Consider the following 19,440-nt stretch of genomic DNA (forward strand, 5'->3'; position numbering starts at 1 on the left):
ATCATAATATGTTAAATGCTTTTTACATAGTTAAATAAAGTATTTTTACAGTATGTCCATTAAACGTTTAGACAAAACAGCCTTTAAAGCGCATTCATTAGCTGATGCAGCAAATCATGCACGGTACTATAAACACCTGTCCTGGCAGGAACGGCTGAAAATTGCAGGCTATTTAAACAGTGTGGCCTACCAGTTTAACCCCGAATATCCTCCTGTAATGGACAGATATACTTTTCGGGCAAGAGCATTAAAAAATGGCTAATATTTTAAATCCGGATTTCAGAGATTTTTTAGCTGCATTTAACGAACAGCAGGTAAAGTATATGTTAGTGGGCGGTTTCTCTGTTATCCTGCGCGGCTACTCGCGCACTACCGGCCATATGGATATCTGGGTAGAGCAAACTGCTGATAACTATCAAAAAATTAAACCCGCCTTTCATCAATTTGGGATGCCTGTTCTTGATATGACTGAAAAGAACTTCCTGTTTCACCCGGCCTGGGATGTGTTTACCTTTGGCGTTCCTCCTGTTGCTATAGATATAATTACTAAAATCGAGCACCTGGATTTTGAAACGTGCTATAAAAGATCTGTATTGTTTGAAGAAGACGGTTTAGCCATAAGAACCATTCATAGAAACAATTTGACAGAAGCAAAAAAAATGCGGGACAACATAAAGATCTTGACGATCTGCAAAACCCCGGTGCTATATAATAACCATTAAATTTTATTCCTTTTGACTGCCATAGCCATAGATGATGAACCCATAGCCCTGGAAGTAATAAAAACCCATGCTTCCAAAGTGCCTTTTGTAGCGCTGAAAGCTACATTTACCAATGCTTTTGAAGCGATCGGTTATTTACAGAACAATAAAACCGACCTGTTGTTTTTAGATATTAAGATGCCGGATATCAACGGTATTGAGTTCTTCAAAACCTTAACCAATCCGCCTTTGGTAATCTTTACCACAGCTTACAGCGAACACGCAGTCGAAGGCTTTGAAGTAGATGCCGTAGATTATTTATTAAAACCGTTTTCTTTGTCGCGCTTTTTAAAAGCCTGCACCAAAGCCAATGAATTACTGGCTTTAAAAAAGCCTCATGCTCAACCTGCCGACTATATTTTTCTGAAAGATGGCTATGAGCAGGTGAAAGTTTTTTTTGATGATATTTTGTATATAGAAGCAGCCGGCAATTATCTTCACCTTTTTTTAAAGAATAACCAAAAGCTGCTTACGCGATGCACCATCAGCGATATTGAAATGCAGCTTCCCGTACATCTGTTTACGCGTATTCACCGCAGCTACATTGTGGCCAATAATAAAGTAAACAGGTATAACAAACAGGCCGTATTTATTGATCTGAAAGAAATACCTATTGGCAATACCTATCAGTTTGTGGCAAGGTAGATAACCGTATAGGTTTTCTATAATGACGGGGACGGGCAAGAGCCTTATTGGTCTACAAGGACCAAAAACTAGTTCTTTGCAAAATAATAGAGTGTACTGCTGTTTTCTTTTGTAAAAATATCATTTGCTGTTTTATTGATATCTGCTGCTGTAACCCCGGCATATTGCTGAAGCTCGGTATTCATCATGTTGGCATCGCCCAACAGCTCATAAAAAGCCAGGCTATTGGCCCGGTTCAGCAAGCTCATATCTTCAAAAGCCATAATGCTTTCTGTTTTATTCTTTACTTTTTCCAGCTCTTCAGTTGAAATAAGATTTTGCCTGATATCGTCTATAACTGCTTCAACAGCCAATTCCGCAGCCTTCATATCTGCTCCTTTTACCAGCTTACCTTCGATGGCTAAAAGTCCCGGATCGAGGCTGCCGAAATGGTAACATTGGATATTTACAAACAACTGTAACTCCTTCACCAGCTTTTGATACAGCCGCGACGATTCTCCACCTCCTAAAATATCAGTAAGCAGGTCCATGGCATGATACTGCGGGCTTATACGGCCTTCTATATGCCAGGTTCTGTAAAAAGCATCCAGCGGCACTGCTGCCCTTACCTCTTCTACCCGCGCTTCAAGCTGCGCTTCTTCTGAGAGTAGGTTACGCATATGTTTTTCTCCCGACTCAATGCTGCCAAACCATTTCATGGATAACTCCCGTACGGTTGCTGTTTCCACATTTCCGGCTACAACCATTATTGCGTTATTGGGCCTGTAATACCTGAAAAAGAAATTTTTTACATCTTCCAGCTGTGCATTTTCGATATGTGCCAGCTCCCTGCCAATGGTCATCCATCGGTATGGGTGTTTTTTATAGGCCATCTCGCGCATTTTAAACCAGGCATCGCCGTATGGCTTATCAATATAATGCTCTTTAAACTCTTCACAAACCACTTTGCGTTGCACATCAAGGCTTTTTTCGGTAAAGGCAAGAGACAGCATCCGGTCGCTTTCCAGCCAGAAAGCCGTTTCCAGGTTTTCGGCGGGCAATTGTATATAATAGTTAGTCAGATCGTTGGTAGTATATGCATTGTTTTCACCGCCGGCCATTTGCAAAGGCTCATCGTACTCCGGTACATTTACCGAGCCACCAAACATTAAATGTTCAAAAAGATGCGCAAAACCGGTTTGTGCCGGGTTTTCGTCTCTTGCGCCCACATCGTATAATATATTCATTACCGCTAATGGGGTCGATTTATCCTGGTGCACGATCACCCTCAGCCCGTTATCTAAAACAAATTTTTCAAAATGAACCATGCCGCGAAAGTAAGAGGATTTATTATTGGATACAATGTTATCGCATCAAAAAGCATAAACTTTTATTCCCGCCCAGGTATCCTTTAGGGATCGGGATAGCCCGTTTCATTCTTTTTAAAAATTCCTGTTTTGTAAAAAATTGTCCCCGCCACTCCTGATATATATTTTAATCCCATCCCTGAAGTCCTTAGATAAGGTTTGGTTGGGTATGGCCTTTCCATTAATAATATTAATGACGCGCATTTTTTTTACCAGGAGCGTATCATCTCTTTTTATAAGTATGTCAACAGGGCCATAGGTAGATTGCAGCGCCAGCTTCAGATCGTTAAGTGTCATTCCGAATTTTTTATTTACGGCAAGCACTTCATCCCCGGCTTTAAGCCCTGCCACATCAGCCGGCGATCCTTTGGGAATATCGCCAATAACAGCTTTATTATCAAAACTGTATAGTTCCAGCCCGGAATAAGCATAATCAAAAGGGTCTGTAAAAAATTTATTGGGAATGATATGGATTTGACGGGCCTTATAATTCAGGATACAGTTAAACCTTCTGAAAATATCATTACCGATCAACCCGCCATAACCCGGGTAAGCCGTAATATTATACTCGTCATCAAAAATATTGATCGGTACATTTCTGAATTTATACGGCCCTACCTTAAGCTCTTTCATCACACTTAAATAAAACTGTACCTTTCCGCCCATGCCTTCTCCCTGCTTCAGGTATTTTTTTCTTTTAGCTTTTAAAAAGACGCTGTCTTGTATATAGTCTTCCGAAAAAAGTGCGGTAAGCCCGGCACCTATATCAAAAAGGTAATTGAATTTCCGTTCCCGCGCATCTTTTATTTCAGTGCCCAAATACGGTAACCGTTTAATTTCAGGGCGCATAATATGCCCTCCTCTCGGGTATTTGATTGTTCCATTGCTCCAGAAAGCCATTTCCTGCTTTTCGTAATCGAGCTTGATTATATAGCGGCTAAGCACCGCATACCCCATAACCCCGTCTATCTTCTGGCCATATAGCGCTGATAAAATTTCGTAATCAATTACATGGAAATCTAAACTATCTATCACAAGATCATTGATCGTTAGCTTACGATTTTTTAAAAAGCCCACTTTCAACGTTCCGCCGATACCCCTCATGGTCCGTTCGGGTGGCGGCTGTGGCAATCCGAGCTCCTGTACCGTAGTCGAGTCGAGCGAAATCCCGCCGCTTCCTGTGTCCAGTACAAAGCAAAGCGAATCTTTAAAATCATCCAGCAATGCTTTAAAAACAACTACCCCTCCGGTAAACTGCGTAAAGCTGATCTTTGTAAGCTGATGGCTTGGCGGGTCAACAAACTCTTCCTGCGAAAAGCACCGGGTAAATATGCAAAACAAAAGCAAACCTGTAAATATATATTTCATGAATGGCAAGGGTTGCTTTAAAGTTACCATTTTTACAAAAAATACGATTGCTTATTTGTGATAAGCGGTATTGTTGTATCTTTCTTTGATGATCACTGCATTTGGCAGTGATTTCTGATAGTGTAAATGCTTTAGTATATGGGCCCTGAAGTTTACCGGGAGAAGTCGCCGTTATCTGAAAAAGACTGCTTTGTTGTTTTTGACCGCAGAAAATCTTCATTTACATTTCCCGTGCATATACATCCCGAATACGAGCTTAATTTTGTGCATGGAGCAAGAGGAGCCAAAAGAATTGTAGGAGACCAGGAAGAAACCATAGCCGATAAAGACCTGGTATTGATTGCCAACCCTGAGCTCAAACATGCCTGGAAAGACGGGAACTGCAAGAACAACAATATACACGAAATCACCATTCAATTTCACCCGCAGCTAATAGAGCAATACAAAGATAAAAACCAGTTTGAAAGTATCCGGCGCCTTCTGGAACGCGCATCAAAAGGTGTTTCGTTTGGACAGGCAACCATAGAAAAAATACAGCCCCTGTTATATATTATAACTATGGAAACAGAAGGGTTTTATTCTGTTATGCGCCTGCTCATCCTCCTGTACGAGCTATCAAAAAGCAATGACAGCAGGCAGCTTTCCTCCGGTACAGCCATTGAAATGAACCGCACGACCGAATTGCTGAACAGGCTGCATGAATATGTTAGCACCCATATTTCTGCAGACATCCGCCTGTCGCATACGGCTAAAGCGCTGAACATGAGCAGGTCTACTTTTGCAAGGTTTTTAGCAACCAATACCCAAATGAATTTTACCGACTATGTACTGGACCGCAGGATAAAGACCGCCATACTAAAACTAAAAGCAGGGCTTCCTATAACGGAAGTAGCAGACTTATGCGGCTTCAACAGCGTTTCTTATTTTTACCGGGTTTTTAAAAAAGCTCAGGGGGTAAATCCGGCAGCATTCCGGGACGACCATAAAAAGCAACGATTGATTATATAAAAACCAAAACAATCTGTAAAAAGATCCTGAGCAGATTTTGAAAAGGAATAAGCAAATTGTTAAATAAGTCTGCAGGTGCCCACAGGTAAACAGGCACTGCTGTATATCTCATTCTCTTTTAATAAAGCCTTTTCGAGAGAATTTTTATAATAGACTTATAATAAACACTATAAGAATCTGCTTTTCGCTACAGGTCAATTGAACTTTGAGCTCAAAGTTCAATTATAATGAGTAGATTTTGAAAAAGCGGCCGCTTATTCTTGGGCTATTTTTAGCCTTAGCATACTGCTTGGTATAATACGTTTGGCGTTATATCTCAACACGATTTAATATTTTTTATACAGATAATTATGAATGGCTTTTTTGAGAAAAATTTAGAAGACCTTATGCAGGAATATAAACAGCTTCTATCTGCATCCAATGCACCTGCCGGATATAATGGTTTTGTTCAGCGGTATCAAAACCCGATACTTACGGCAAACCACATTCCTTTATCCTGGCGCTACGATCTTAACCCTCAATCCAACCCTTTCCTGATGGAGCGTTTGGGAATAAATGCAGTATTTAATGCAGGCGCGATCAAATGGCAGGGTAAATACCTGGTAATTGCGCGTGTGGAAGGCTACGACCGCAAGTCATTCTTTGCCATTGCCGAAAGCCCCAACGGGATAGATCAGTTTACCTTTTGGGACTACCCGGTTCAGCTTCCCGAAATTGACGAAAAAGAAACAAACGTTTATGATATGCGTTTAACAGCGCATGAAGATGGCTGGACCTACGGGCTCTTTTGCTCAGAAAGTAAAAGTCCCGATGCAGCACCGGGCGATTTGTCCAGCTCAATAGCTGCTACAGGAATTGCAAGAACAAAAGACCTTATTGAGTGGGAGCGGCTGCCTAACCTTGTGGCTGCCAGTCACCAAAGAAACGTAGTGCTGCATCCCGAATTTGTGAACGGGAAGTACGCGTTATATACACGTCCGCAGGATGGCTTTATTGAGGCAGGAAAAGGAGGCGGTATCAGCTGGGCTTTAATTGATGACATTACCAATGCGATCGTGGAAAAAGAAACATTAATTGACGAAAGGCTGTATCATACTATTAAAGAAGCAAAAAATGGTGAAGGTCCGCCACCCATCAAAACAGAAAAAGGCTGGCTACACCTGGCACACGGTGTAAGAGCATGTGCGGCAGGGCTGCGTTATGTTCTATATCTTTACCTGGCAGATTTGAAAGAACCGCAAAAAATCATCGCATGCCCGGCGGGGTACTTCATGGCTCCTCTCGGCAAAGAGCGGGTAGGAGATGTATCCAATGTATTATTTTCAAATGGCTGGATTTGTGATGACGATGGGACTATTTATATTTACTATGCTTCAAGCGATACCCGTATGCACGTGGCTGTAACTTCCGTTAAGCGGTTGCTGGATTATTGCCTGCATACTCCTGCAGATGGATTGCGCTCGGCAGCATCGGTAAAGCACATTACTGAACTGATCAATAAGAACCAACCATTCCTGAAAAAAGATGCTTAAACTTTTGCTATACTGTATAACGCTACGATATAAAAATAATTCAGACAATAGCCAACCGGGCAAAAATTGAACAGGATTTATTGTAGTGCGGGCAAAAACCGGCACACATCCTACAGGAATAATAATGATTGTAAAAAGTATTTAAAGCAAGTACATATGAATACCATTAAACTGAAAGAAAAAATTGCTTATGGCCTGGGCGATGCCGCCTCCTCTATGTTCTGGAAGATCTTCGGGATGTATGCCCTGTTTTTTTATACCGATGTGTTGGGCATCACCGCGGCAGCAGCCGGCACCATGTTCCTTATTGCCCGTGTATGGGACTCTTTTTTCGACGTCTTTGTGGGCATAATGGCCGATCGTACAAAAAGCAGGTGGGGAAGATACCGGCCTTACCTGTTATGGTTTGCCGTTCCATTTGCAGTAATGGGTGCCATTACTTTTTTTGTTCCTGATTTTGGCAGTACGGGTAAGCTGGTGTATGCATACATTACGTATTCCTTAATGATGATCGTGTATTCGCTTATTAATGTGCCCTATGCTTCTTTGTTAGGCGTAATGTCGGCCGATTCCCGGGAACGTAATATACTGTCCTCCTATCGTATGTCATTTGCGTTTATAGGAAGCTTTGTCACTTTTATGTTGCTGCAACCGCTGGTAGACGGATTCGGTAATATATTCAATGACGGCGCTGCATCAGCTAACACGGAGGCCGGTATCAGCACGGCGCCAATGGGCTGGACACTTGCTGTTGCTTCAATAGGCGTATTATGCGCTATCCTGTTTTTCCTGTGCTTTAAGTGGACAAAGGAAAGGGTGTCCTCCATTAACCATGATGCAAAAGTATCGGTAAAAGAAGATCTGAAAAGCCTGTTCCGGAATACACCCTGGTGGATATTGGTAGCTACAGGCCTCGCCTCTTTATTGTTCAATGCCGTTAGAGACGGCGTTGCCATTTATTATTTCAGGGATCATGTGCAATTAAATTACAAAATGCCTGTTACCGGTTGGGATGTTACCACTATTTATTTTCTCGTGGGGCAGGCGGCCAACTTAGTAGGCGTTATATTAGCGCCGGTTCTGTCAGAAAAATACGGGAAGAAAAAAACCTATATGATAGCCTCAGCGCTGGCTGCTGTATTTAGCGCCCTGTTCTTTTTTGTTCCTAATCATATCGGGTGGATCTTGTTTATGCAAACGATGATATCGGTATGTGCCGGCTATGTATTGCCTTTACTCTGGAGCATGTTCGCTGATATAGTAGACTACCAGGAGTTAGCCACCGGCCGCAGAACATCGGGCCTGATCTTCTCCTCTTCTTCTATGTCGCAAAAACTGGGGTGGGCATTAGGCTCGGCATTAACAGGCTGGATCCTTTTTATTTTTAAATATGAACCCCATATTACCCAGCAAAGCATGGAAACCATTTTTGGCGAACGGCTTATGATCAGCCTGTTACCAGCCTTTTGCTGTATCCTTGCATTTGTTGGTATGTTGTTTTACCCGCTTAATGAAAAGAAAGTAAAAGAGATATCGGAAGCTTTAAATCGAAAGCGCAACGCGTAGAAAATGATAAGCGGCTACCACACTCCGGTTTGATTGTTGCCGGAAGCGACAGCATATTAAGTGCGAAGTGGTTTCGCTTCACACAGCTGTTATTGAATCTGCACCCCCGTAGCGGATCTCTCCTGCACAAAACCTTTCTTTTTGTACCTTTGTTCCTAATTTCGTTCTCATTATGGATTTAACTGATCTCTATAAAAAAGCAGCGGCTTTTGAATTTTTAAGTGTAGAAGAAGGGGTTTATCTCTATCATAACGCGCCGCTAAGCGAGCTGATGTATATTGCAGATGAGCTGCGTAAGCAACAGGTACCTCATGGTAAAGTTACGTGGCAGATAGACCGTAATGTAAACACAACCAATGTATGTATCGCCAACTGTAAATTCTGTAATTTTTTCCGTATACCAGGCCATCCCGAAGCCTATATTACAGATATGGATACTTACCGTAAAAAAATTACAGAAACCATCCAATACGGCGGCGACCAGCTGTTACTGCAGGGCGGACACCACCCGCAGTTAGGCCTACAGTTTTATGTAGATACTTTCAGCGCTATAAAAGCAGAATTTCCCGATATACGCCTGCATGCGCTGGGCCCGCCTGAAGTAGCGCATATTACCAAGCTGGAAAAGACCACGCACCACCAAGTGCTGAAAGCATTAAAAGAAGCCGGGATGGATTCTTTGCCTGGTGCCGGCGCAGAAATTTTAATAGACCGGGTACGACGCCTTATCAGCAAAGGGAAATGCGGCGCTCAGGAATGGCTCGACATTATGCATGAGGCGCACAAACTGGATATAACCACATCTGCCACGATGATGTTCGGACATGTGGAAACCATTGAAGAACGTTTTGAGCACCTCGTAAAAATCCGGGAAGTGCAAAGCCGGAAGCCTGAAGGCACCAACGGGTTTCTGGCATTCATCGCCTGGACCTTCCAGGATGTAGATACGCTTTTAGCCCGCATCCGTGGTGTGCAAAACCTCACCACCACCGAAGAATATATACGCATGGTTGCACTATGCCGCATGATGTTGCCCAACATCAAAAATATACAGGCCAGCTGGCTTACGGTAGGTAAATCTGCTGCCCAGCTTTGCTTACATGCAGGAGCCAATGATTTTGGCAGCATTATGATAGAAGAAAATGTGGTAAGCGCCGCAGGAGCGCCGCACCGGTTTACTTATAAATCCATACAGGATGCCATCCGGGAAGCGGGCTTTGAGCCACAGCTTCGCAACCAGTTATACCACTGGCGCGAAATACCGGAAGCTATACAGGAACAGGTAGTGGATTATTAATTCATTCAGACCTATAAGGTTTAAAAACCTTATAGGTCTGTGCCTTCTTATAACTATGAACAAATACCATATGCCATTATTACCAGGCGGGTGCTATCACATTTTCAATCGGGCGATTGGAAATGAAAAGCTATTTCTAAATAAGGGTAATTATGAATATTTCTTATTAAAATTGCAACAGCATATTTTACCAGTCGCAGATATTATAGCTTATTCCCTTTTGCCCAACCATTTTCATTTATTATTAAAGATAAAATCAGAAGAAACCCTTATTGATTATTATGAAACCAGGAAGAAGAAACAATTTGACCCTCTTCATAATAACCTTTCTGATTTTGCAATGGAGCAGTTCAGCAATTGGTTAAATGGCTATACAAAAGCAATTAATAAAATGTTTAACAGAAAAGGAGGCTTATTTATTGATTACCTGAAACGTAATGAAGTGCTTACTGCTAATGATGCAGCATCTGTAATTTTTTATATTCATAAAAATGCTGTGCACCATGGGTACACCAAAAAAATTGGATATTGGGGGTTTGATTCTTATAACCTGATCTTGAATGAAACAAAAACGTTCCTGAACAGGGCGTTTGTTGATTCGCTTTTTAACTCAAAGGAGGCTTTCAGACAGTTCCATGATCGTCCGGTTGAGCTATAAAAATAAACCTATAAGGTTTTTGAAGCCTTATAGGCTTCTACCCTGAGTAAGTGTGCACGCTCATTTGCGCAGTTGGCAGGTAATTTACGCCAAACCAGCAAACGATCAGCAACATAAAGGCGATGATTACAATAACAAAATTGGTAATGGCCTTTCTGTCCTTATACTTATGGCGATAATGAATATAAGTAAGATAGCCCAGCCAGCTGATGAATGCCCAGGTTTCTTTAGGGTCCCATGTCCAGTAATGCCCCCAGGCCTCTTTGGCCCATAATGCCCCGAACAATAAGCCGAACGTGAGAAAAGCATATCCTATATTAATCAGCCGGTCTACTGCCTCTATTGATTCGGCGGAAGTATATGGTTGGTAACGTATGCCTGCCATACGGTTTTGATGAGGACGGCGGGCCTGCACAATTCCATATACAGCCACCAGCGTAGCCATGCCCAGCATAGCATAGGCAAAAATATATACAATAACATGTGGCACAAACCAGATACTTTGTAATGCGGGCATTAATGTTTTATTGGTAGTATCGGGCTTAAAAAACGTTACCAGCATAAATACCACGCCCATGGCTGCAGCATAGTTCAGCATCCATTTCTGTTTGTACAACATATATACAACCAACCCGATCAATCCCATAAAAAAAGAATACCATAGCCTTGTTTCAGCAAGGGTGCGCATGGGTGGCCTTTCTAAAGTGATCCATAAAGCAATAATAAAAAAGCCGATGACAGCAGTAGCTATGCTATGCAATGCCAGGCTCAGCCTTACTGCATGATTCCTCTTACTGTAAACTAATACGGAGGCCGTTAACCATAACAGGACAGCTGTACATACGATATAGGAAAAATATTGCCACATAGTTATTTCCTGTTTTTGAATAAAAATGCTGCCGTTCCGGCAATCAAAATAAAAATGCCGGTGTACACTAATGGCAGCCACGGGTCTAATATCAGCTCCACCACACTTAGCTCCGACCACCTTCCCAGGCGCTCATCATAGCTTACCTGGTAGGCTTTCCAACCGCTTATAGTAACAGGATGATTTACCTGTATCGTTTCTTCCCTTATATCATCTTTTCCTTTTTCATACACCAATACTTTCGACTCGAACCGCCGCGCTTCTGCGGGGCCCATTACCACTATATGATTGTTGTCAAGTGCAACAGTTAAAGGCGCGAACTGGAAATTACCCGCAGCCACCCACTGTGTTTTTTTAGCTTTTGTTTGTATATTCTCAACTGTAATATGCGCTGCATTAGTGGCACCCCACATGGGGCTGGCGGCAAATGTACTATCGTTTACAGGTATGGCGTTAGGTAAATACTCATGCAGGGTTATCTTCCAGTTTAACAGATGCTGACTGGCATTTGCTTTCTCCAGCATAAAGGCCTGCGGCTTGTTTTGTGGCAAGGCTTTTCCTTCTTTATTAATGATATAAAGCTTATTCGGATAAATATCAATATCAAATTTTTTCAATTCCAGCGCCAGGGACAGCTCCGTTACATGCCCGTTCTCATCAGTAGCTCTCCATTCGGGCTGGTCCTGCTTCAGGTTCATGGTAAGCCTTGTAAGGTCGCCCTGGCCCAGCACACCGGCAAATAAGGTAAGCCACAACCCAAAATGATTCAATAAGAAAGTAATATTCTTGGTTTGAAACACCAATGCCTTTTTGAGGATGGCCAGCCAGAGATTAATAAGTACTAAAAAAAATATGAAAGCAAAATACCAGGTAGTCGTTATGCTGTCAAAACCCAAACGCAATAAAACCGGACTGGCTTCCGGAACCGAGGTCTCTATATGAATACTTCCAATCCCGATGGTTAACACCCCTAAAATAATGGTAGATACCAACGCCATTGGAACACTGCTCAACAGGTTGATGAACTCTTTTTGTTTAAATAAAAGAAACAGCGTGGTGAATATGGAAATAAAAGAAATGCCTATCCATATATTATTAGGAAAAGCGAACCATTGTTTGGCAATAGGGCCTGTAAAGTATTGCAGTAAAAATCCTGCAAGCAGCAAAACCGCTATAATAATAGCCGAATACTTATACTGATCTTTTTTATGGAACGTTATATTAAAGTTCATGATACCCTATACCTGTTACTGCATTAACTTTTAGCTGAATATAATGCTCCTTTTTCTTTAGCCTTTTGCAACCATTGAGGCACCACGTTTTGCATAAAGCGCTCTTTGGCAGTCTTTTCTTTTTGCATATCTAATCCTATAACAGCCTGTGCTTTTGCCTTTGAGCTGATGTCCGGCATGGTGAACCTGGCTGTTACTTTCATTTTATCATTAAGGCTGTTCATTTTGGTTTCTGCCTGCATAGCATAGTATAAACCATCGGCCAGAACTCGCTGTGCCTCAATGGGCGCATGAAAAGCCGCACCGTGCGATGCCGTAATAAAGTCCCAGCGCCACTGCGATTTTCTTATTAAATCCAGCACCGGTTTCATATCCGCTTCCTTAGCACCGTTATCCCACAAAAACTTAGCATAAAAATGCACCATAGCCAATTGTTTTTCCAGCTTATTCCTTAATCCATATACATAGTCCTGCCGTTCGTAAACATTAGCGGCAAGCACTGCTTCTGATTCGCGGTGGCATACCTGGCAGGTATTATTGATATTGGCCAGCGGGCTGGTTACATGGTGATCGGTATATTTAATGCCTCCTTCTGACTTATACGGCATATGGCAATCGGCACAGGACACGCCCCTTTGCGCATGTATGCCTAACTGGAATATTTCATAATCAGGATGCTGGGCTTTGAGGACAGGCGTGCGGCTTAATTTATGTGTAAAGTCGGTGAACTTTGCATTATCATAATAGGCTTCTATCTCTTCAACCTTTTTACCATCATCCCAGGGAAAAGTAAGGTACTTTTCATCTCCCTTAAAATAATATTCTACATGGCACTGGGCACAAACCAGTGAGCGCATCTCCTGATGCGTGGCTTTGGAAATATCTTTTCCGGAGCGATGAAACGCTTCTACCAATGCAGGACGTGTAATGGTAAGGTTCATGGTTTTAGGATCATGACAATCAGCACAGCCAATAGGATTCACAACATCCGATCCCAGGTCGGCCCAGTTCGTTTTATAGAAATTAGCAACACCCATTTCATTCATCAGGCGGGGCACATCAGGGCTCTTGCAGGTCCAGCAGGTACCGGGCTGCGGACTTTTACTGGTATCCCCAGGGGCGCCGGTTCTCAGGGTATGCCGCACATCCTCTACGGCATGCATGTGGCCTCTTGGCGCTGTGTAATCTTTGGAAAAAGCATAACCGGCCCATAGGACAACCATTTCAGGCCTTTCTTCTAACAGGTCATCATTATTGCTGCTCATGTATTTGGAGCGAAAGGTGGTATCTGCGGTTTTTGCCCACGACTGGTATTCGCGTGGATAGGCTTCACCCCAGATCTCATTCCTGGATTCAAAAGGCTGTATATTATTATCGGCTCGTGATAAATGAGCGGATTCTGCGCGCCTTTCCATAATAGAATTTGTAAGCAGGCCCAGCCCAAATGTTACAATGGCCAGAATGACAACGATTAACCAATTCTTCTTTTTCATCCGTAATTATTTATGTCTTGAGAATGTATTTAATTATATGTGCTATTGACTTTTATTATTTGTTGATGTATCCGACATTTTTTGAAGCCAATCAGGTACCGGCTGCGGAGCTAATGGCACACGGGCGTTAGGGGCAGCGCTCAATCCTCTCACATCACCATGCGGCACATCTCTGTGGCATTCCCAGCAAAGCTTGCCTTCATCCTTGTGGGCCATAGTAGCAGTTACCCTCCCGGTTCCTACCACGCTGTTCAGATCGCTGTGGCACCTGATACAGTTTTCCTGTACCACGGTTTCTCCCGGTTTCCTGATCCTGATTACCTGGGGCTCCAGGCGAAAAGCAAACATGGTAGCATGGCGCAAGCCATCATTTGCTTTAAAATAATATTTTCTAAAAACATTATCGTGGGGTACATGGCAGTCGTTGCATACCGTGTTCCTGCCATGAGCGGAATGCTGCCATGTAGCATATTCGGGTGCCATTATATGACAGTTTACGCAAGCCCTGGGATTATCTGACAGGTAGGAGTATGCCCTCGACATAAAGAAAATATAACCCATAAACCCTATCATGATACCAAGGATCACTGGTATCAGAGCCCTGGAAAATTTCTTATTTCGCTGTCTTAATAACATCGGAAAATAAAAGATGAATTTGTCTTAATTTAAACGAAGGTAAAATCCGGAACATGACTTTGTCATGACTTTGTCATGATTTATATCAGGTTGTTTAATGATACTGATTATGTATTGAAGTTATGGCCTGGAATAGCTTTGATCCCCGCATTCATCATAAGAGCAAACACCCTTAAATAATCATAAAGCATAAAAACGATGAGGAATCCTGCGATAGTAGTATATGCCGGCATGTCCCTTTTTATAAGCACCTGTACCAATGCGCAGGAGGCTGTAATAAAAAAAGGCAACAACGAAACTCTGCCCAATCCCGTTAATGAGTTTTCAATTGCTGCACAAATAAGGCCCCGGTTTGAATACAGGAACGGGGCATACAGGCCCCTACAGGACGGTGAAACCCCTGCCATATTAACCCATAACCGTACAAGACTTGTTATGGACTATGCAAATGAAGATAAGCTGCGGCTCCGCATTTCGGCCCAGAATATCAATGTTTGGGGGCAGGATGCCCAGGTGGTACCCATTCATGCCAGCTCCGGCAACTTTTCAGTATTTGAGGCATATGGCGATATTAAACTAAGCCATACCCTGCGCACCAGGATCGGGAGACAGGTTATAGCCCTGGATGATGAGAGGATCTTTGGCGGATTGGACTGGCATCCGGCAGGCAGGAGCCACGATGCGCTTAATATCAGCTGGAAAAGCAGTAAAGCGGTTGAAGTGCAAAGCTATTTTGCCTATAACCAGAATTATAAAACCGCAGGATGGAATGTAAATAACCCGGTTGGGCAGTTTTATACACCCGCAGATGCACAGCCTTACCAGCATATGCAGCTGCTGTATGGCAGGTTCAATATTTCCAAAACTTCCTATATTTCGTTGTTGCTGAACAATTTAGGTTTTAAAAAAGATGCTATTGCCAATGGAAATGTTGCTGCTGCCAAAGTAAATAATATGCAAACAGCGGGAGCAAACTGGTTCGGTAACCACGGGCAATGGAAAAGCCAGTTATCAGCTTTTTACCAGGGTGGCAAAAATGCAGATGGTAAAGATAAAAGCGCTTATATGCTATCAGGTTCGGCCGGTTACCAGGTATCCCGGCCGGTGGGCATAACCTTAGGTGCCGATTATTTGAGCGGGGATGACCTGGGTACTGATAAGAATGAGAAATCCAGGTATTTTGACCCCCTATATGGAACACATCATAAATTCTACGGATTTATGGATTATTATTATGTGCCCGGACCCAATCCTGTTGGCTTATTAGATACTTATATGAGCTTAAGTCTGAAGCCGGGAACAAAAGCCGATTTTGGTATAGCCGGCCATCTGTTCAATACCGCAGGAACCGTATATAATGGCAGTGATAAGTTATCTTCGGCGCTGGGCAGCGAAATAGATCTGACTTTTAATTACAAAGTGCTGCCCATGGTTACCGTTAACGGCGGCTATTCAACTTATTTTCACACAGCCACCCTGAGGACTATAAAAAGTGTTCCTGATGCCAGGAACTATCAGGATTGGTTCTGGTTGAGTGTTAATATCAACCCCAAAATATTTACAGCAAGATTTTAATCTTTTTACAAAAATCCTGTTTGAAGGGCCTCCTTTCAGGGAGGCTTTTTAATGCATTAACGGGTTTCCGGAGTTTTTTCTTTAAAAAAGCCAGGCGTGCTCTTTACTGTAAAAAATATTACTCGTTTTTTACAGAGTTACCAACTGGTCAAAGTAACTTTACTAAATCCGGGCCAGGCAGGATGGTTCATAACCTCATTACAGCTGACCGTCTCTAATATGTACGATAGCTGGCCATACATTTTAAAAGAAAGATTATGAATACAGATAAAAAAAGGGTGGTGGTGGTAGGTGGCGGTTTTGCCGGCATCAATTTTATTAAACAGCTGTCAAAAAACAAGGCTTTTGAAGTTATACTGGTAGATATTAACAATTATAATTTCTTTCCACCGCTGTTATACCAGGTAGCCACGGGCTTTTTAGAACCTTCGAGCATCAGTTACCCTTTCAGGAAATTTTTGAGAACAAAATCGAATGTACGCTTTCGCATGGCTACACTGCAACAGGTAGTGCCTGCTGAAAACAAGGTGATCCTGTCCAACGGGGAGCTGCATTATGATATACTGGTAATGGCTACAGGTGCTGCTACCAACTATTTTGGCATGGAGAATGTGAAGCAACATGCCATACCCATGAAAACCCTGAGCGATGCGCTGGCAATGCGCAACCTGATGCTGAACCGGCTGGAAGAGGCCACCCGTACCAACGACCCCGAGCTGAAAAAAAAGCTCCTGACCATGGTAGTGGCAGGAGGCGGGCCAACAGGTGTGGAGATCTCGGGTATGTTTGCCGAAATGCGCCAGAGTATCATCCGCAAGGACTATCCTGAATTAGGCAAAGGGTTTAGCGATATTATCCTGGTAGACGGAGGAGATGCCGTGTTAGGGCCAATGTCTGCAGCGTCTCAGCAATACTCAAAAGCATCGCTTGAAAAACTCGGTGTAAAAGTAATGCTGAATACCCGTGTAAAGGATTTTGACGGAGATGTGGTTACAGTAAATGAAGACACTGCTATTAAAACCAAAAACCTCATCTGGGCAGCGGGTGTTTCTGCCATGGTATTTGAAGGTTTTCCTGCTGAGTGGTATGGGCCCGGTAAGCGTATGCTGGTAGATGCTTATAATAAAATACAGGGCGCTGAGAATATTTATGCGCTTGGCGATACCTGCCTGCAACTGAGCGACCCGGCCTTTCCTAAAGGACACCCCCAGTTAGCACAGGTAGCTATACAGCAGGGTAAATTACTGGCAAAGAATTTAGCCAGAAATCCTACTGCGTGGCAGCCGTTTATTTATAAGGACCGAGGCTCTATGGCTATTATCGGGCGTAATAAGGCAGTGGCCGATATACCCCAACCCAAATTCCACTTTAACGGGTTTATAGCCTGGGCCGTATGGCTGTTCATACACGTAATGTCGTTGCTTACCGTAAAGAACAAGCTGAGGACATTGGGTAACTGGGTGATCGCGTATTTCAGCAAAGACCAGTCTTTCAGAATGATCATTCAGCCGCAGGCAAAAGAAAAGGTAACCCCCAAGCTATAAGGCTTTTAAAACTTTGTTGCCATTTTTCAATAACTTTTAACAAAAGAAATCATGAACTGGAAGAGCACATATCGTCCGAGCCTGATATTTTGTTTGTCAAAACGGTGATAAAAGGCAAAAGAGTACCGGTTGAATTAATTTTAGAAAACCTTGCTACAGGTTATTCCTTTGAGGAGCTATTGCCGGCATATCCTCGCCTGAATGTTGCTGACATTCAAGCCTGCTTATTATATGCCGCAGACAATGCCAAGCATGAAAAAACATTAGCCATAGCTTAATAATGAACTATTCGGTTGTTGCAGATGAAAGCGTAGATTTCAGGATTGTAACCTAACTACGGCTTGCAGGTATAGCGGTATATTCCATTGCCGAACAACAACCCTCTATAAAAGATGAGCAGGTATTGATCATTGCTGTTAAAAACAAAGCGTTGCTGATGACCGAAGACAAAGACTTTGACGAACTGGTTTTCCGCCTCGGACTTCCGCATTGCGGAATATTGCTTATCCGGATTGAAGAGGCATCGCTCAAAATATCCTCTGTAACAGTTGCCATAGATCAACACCTTCCCATAATGCTAAACCGGTTTTCAGTACTAAAAAATAATAAGCTCCGCATAAAGCAATAGTGTCTTATACCACTTAATAATTCACCGCATAATCTTTGGGGAAAGGCTTGCCGCTCCAGGCTTTTAGCTGCGTCCATTCTGTAAACGCAGCAGACCAGAATTCATGTCCTGCCGGCAACCCCAACGCTAAAAATACCAGGGAAGTAACATACATGCTGCCCGTATTGGAGTAGTAGTCTGCCAGATCGATTTGCTTATCGCCCAACAAACCCAGGGTAAGCCAGCCGTCTTTTGTAAAAGTAGATGGTATAAACATACGCTTCATTACTTTGGTTAATGCACAACGCACCTGGGCCGGCTTGATCTCTGCTGGCAGGGCCTCTTCAAGAGCCAGCTTCACCAGCGGCTGAAAAGCACCCACCCGATAAGTAGAGGAACGCCCCACCACCAGGTAAGTACCTTCGGGTGAAATATATCTTTCTAAAAAAGATCCATACCGCTGCATCCTTTTATACGCAGTATCATATTCCTTTTGATCCCGCCTGCCTTTGGCCACGTTCACCCTCAAAACATCTACCAGCATAGGATGAATAACATACCCGTTGTAATGATCAAAATGAAACCTGTCGCCATCGCTGTACCAGCCATCGCCTACATACCATTTATTGATCTGATCAATGGCATTATCAATCCTTGGCGCTTCAATATCTTCATCAATGCTTAATAAAAAGCTTTCTATAATAGCGGCAAACAGCAGCCAGTTGCTTTTAAACGGCTTTATCCTGCGGATGGTTTTAAACTCATGAATGTATTGCTGCTTTGTTTTATCGCTAAGCGGCTGCCACAATGCCTGGGGCGCATATAAAAACCCCTGGGCAATATGCGCTGCATCAACTATTGGTTGCGGCGTTTTGCCATCGCCCCAAAAAAGATAGTCGGGGCTTTGCGGATCAACAGAGTGTGCCAGGCTTTGATGCACCTGCTTCAAAAGCCGGGCTCTTATTTTTCCTTCGGCTGTATTGTCAACCGGTAAGGCAAGAAAAGGACCTATTCCTCCGATCAGTCTTCCAAACGCTTCCATATAACCTACCTGCTTATTGCGGCCATCCCAGGTAGGGCTGTATACCATGGGCATGTTTTTACGCAGCGCTCCCCTGCTCATATTAGCCAACACCGGCGTTGCTATTTTATCAAGAAGTGAAACCCAGTAAGCCCGGTCTGCCTGAGGTGCATCATCGCCGGTCTCTGTATTATTATTTGCCGCACCGGCTTTTACAAATGGCAGCGAGCCCGTCAAGCCCAGCAGGGAAGACCATTTTAAAAAATTTCTTCTTTGCATAAAT

Annotated in this window: 18 protein-coding genes and 1 pseudogene; 12 read left to right on the forward strand and 7 right to left on the reverse strand. The window is 43.1% G+C overall.

Going from position 1 to position 19,440, the window contains the following annotated elements; translation table 11 throughout:
- Positions 1 to 52: 52 nt before the first annotated feature.
- Genes ACYVBM_RS07420 through ACYVBM_RS07430 form a run of 3 tightly spaced genes read left to right on the forward strand, consistent with a single transcriptional unit; the run spans position 53 to position 1,406 of the window.
- Positions 53 to 262 (forward strand): hypothetical protein, encoded by a 210-nt coding sequence (locus tag ACYVBM_RS07420; protein ID WP_460685003.1) that lies wholly within the window; start codon positions 53 to 55, stop codon positions 260 to 262.
- Positions 255 to 722 (forward strand): hypothetical protein, encoded by a 468-nt coding sequence (locus tag ACYVBM_RS07425; protein ID WP_460685004.1) that lies wholly within the window; start codon positions 255 to 257, stop codon positions 720 to 722. The genes ACYVBM_RS07420 and ACYVBM_RS07425 overlap by 8 nt, the downstream gene beginning before the upstream one ends.
- Positions 723 to 734: 12 nt before the next feature.
- Positions 735 to 1,406, forward strand: coding sequence for a LytR/AlgR family response regulator transcription factor (locus ACYVBM_RS07430; RefSeq protein ID WP_460685005.1), 672 nt, complete (start codon positions 735 to 737; stop codon positions 1,404 to 1,406).
- 68 nt (positions 1,407 to 1,474) lie between these two features.
- On the opposite strand, the gene ACYVBM_RS07435 is transcribed toward ACYVBM_RS07430, so the two are convergent.
- Complete coding sequence (locus tag ACYVBM_RS07435; RefSeq protein ID WP_460685006.1) at positions 1,475 to 2,713, reverse strand: M16 family metallopeptidase; 1,239 nt, start codon at positions 2,711 to 2,713, stop codon at positions 1,475 to 1,477.
- 114 nt (positions 2,714 to 2,827) lie between these two features.
- Positions 2,828 to 4,120 (reverse strand): aspartyl protease family protein, encoded by a 1,293-nt coding sequence (locus tag ACYVBM_RS07440; protein ID WP_460685007.1) that lies wholly within the window; start codon positions 4,118 to 4,120, stop codon positions 2,828 to 2,830.
- Positions 4,121 to 4,258: 138 nt separating this feature from the next.
- Here ACYVBM_RS07440 and ACYVBM_RS07445 point away from each other — a divergent pair, with 138 nt between their 5' ends.
- The 5 genes from ACYVBM_RS07445 (at position 4,259) to ACYVBM_RS07465 (ending at position 10,181) form a co-directional block, all read left to right on the forward strand.
- The gene (locus ACYVBM_RS07445) at positions 4,259 to 5,128 is read left to right on the forward strand and encodes an AraC family transcriptional regulator (protein ID WP_460685008.1); all 870 of its coding nucleotides are present in this window, start codon (positions 4,259 to 4,261) and stop codon (positions 5,126 to 5,128) included.
- A 350-nt stretch (positions 5,129 to 5,478) separates the two neighbouring features.
- Positions 5,479 to 6,660, forward strand: a complete 1,182-nt coding sequence (locus ACYVBM_RS07450) for a glycoside hydrolase family 130 protein (protein WP_460685009.1) — start codon at positions 5,479 to 5,481, stop codon at positions 6,658 to 6,660.
- 156 nt (positions 6,661 to 6,816) lie between these two features.
- On the forward strand, positions 6,817 to 8,226 hold the full coding sequence (locus tag ACYVBM_RS07455; protein ID WP_460685010.1) for an MFS transporter: 1,410 nt from the start codon (positions 6,817 to 6,819) through the stop codon (positions 8,224 to 8,226).
- A 172-nt stretch (positions 8,227 to 8,398) separates the two neighbouring features.
- On the forward strand, positions 8,399 to 9,523 hold the full coding sequence (mqnC, locus tag ACYVBM_RS07460; RefSeq protein WP_460685011.1) for a cyclic dehypoxanthinyl futalosine synthase: 1,125 nt from the start codon (positions 8,399 to 8,401) through the stop codon (positions 9,521 to 9,523).
- A gap of 55 nt (positions 9,524 to 9,578) precedes the next feature.
- Complete coding sequence (locus tag ACYVBM_RS07465; protein ID WP_460685012.1) at positions 9,579 to 10,181, forward strand: transposase; 603 nt, start codon at positions 9,579 to 9,581, stop codon at positions 10,179 to 10,181.
- Positions 10,182 to 10,218: 37 nt separating this feature from the next.
- Here the strand turns inward: ACYVBM_RS07465 and ccsA are convergent, their stop codons facing one another.
- From ccsA to nrfH, 4 genes are read right to left on the reverse strand one after another with little or no spacing between them, the layout of a single operon-like run.
- Complete coding sequence (gene ccsA / locus ACYVBM_RS07470) at positions 10,219 to 11,049, reverse strand: cytochrome c biogenesis protein CcsA (protein WP_460685013.1); 831 nt, start codon at positions 11,047 to 11,049, stop codon at positions 10,219 to 10,221.
- Between the two features lie 2 nt (positions 11,050 to 11,051).
- Entirely contained in the window at positions 11,052 to 12,281 is a 1,230-nt protein-coding gene (locus tag ACYVBM_RS07475) for a cytochrome c biogenesis protein ResB (RefSeq protein WP_460685014.1), read from the reverse strand.
- A 23-nt stretch (positions 12,282 to 12,304) separates the two neighbouring features.
- Positions 12,305 to 13,774 carry an ammonia-forming cytochrome c nitrite reductase gene (gene nrfA, locus ACYVBM_RS07480; RefSeq protein ID WP_460685015.1) on the reverse strand — a complete coding sequence of 490 codons (1,470 nt, stop codon included), beginning with the start codon at positions 13,772 to 13,774 and terminating at the stop codon, positions 12,305 to 12,307.
- Positions 13,775 to 13,816: 42 nt separating this feature from the next.
- On the reverse strand, positions 13,817 to 14,410 hold the full coding sequence (gene nrfH, locus ACYVBM_RS07485) for a cytochrome c nitrite reductase small subunit (RefSeq protein WP_460685016.1): 594 nt from the start codon (positions 14,408 to 14,410) through the stop codon (positions 13,817 to 13,819).
- 198 nt (positions 14,411 to 14,608) lie between these two features.
- Here nrfH and ACYVBM_RS07490 point away from each other — a divergent pair, with 198 nt between their 5' ends.
- The 4 genes and pseudogenes from ACYVBM_RS07490 to ACYVBM_RS07505 all read left to right on the forward strand — a co-directional run.
- The gene (locus ACYVBM_RS07490; protein ID WP_460685017.1) at positions 14,609 to 15,985 is read left to right on the forward strand and encodes an alginate export family protein; all 1,377 of its coding nucleotides are present in this window, start codon (positions 14,609 to 14,611) and stop codon (positions 15,983 to 15,985) included.
- Positions 15,986 to 16,242: 257 nt separating this feature from the next.
- On the forward strand, positions 16,243 to 17,529 hold the full coding sequence (locus ACYVBM_RS07495) for an NAD(P)/FAD-dependent oxidoreductase (RefSeq protein WP_460685018.1): 1,287 nt from the start codon (positions 16,243 to 16,245) through the stop codon (positions 17,527 to 17,529).
- A 68-nt stretch (positions 17,530 to 17,597) separates the two neighbouring features.
- Positions 17,598 to 17,807 (forward strand): DUF433 domain-containing protein, encoded by a 210-nt coding sequence (locus ACYVBM_RS07500; RefSeq protein ID WP_460685358.1) that lies wholly within the window; start codon positions 17,598 to 17,600, stop codon positions 17,805 to 17,807.
- Positions 17,808 to 17,875: 68 nt separating this feature from the next.
- Positions 17,876 to 18,157: pseudogene (locus ACYVBM_RS07505) on the forward strand (DUF5615 family PIN-like protein); the annotation flags it as partial.
- Between the two features lie 13 nt (positions 18,158 to 18,170).
- Here ACYVBM_RS07505 and ACYVBM_RS07510 read toward each other — a convergent pair.
- The gene (locus ACYVBM_RS07510; RefSeq protein WP_460685019.1) at positions 18,171 to 19,436 is read right to left on the reverse strand and encodes a DUF2264 domain-containing protein; all 1,266 of its coding nucleotides are present in this window, start codon (positions 19,434 to 19,436) and stop codon (positions 18,171 to 18,173) included.
- Between the last annotated feature and the right edge of the window lie 4 nt (positions 19,437 to 19,440).

It is taken from the genome of Niabella aquatica, from assembly GCF_054779315.1.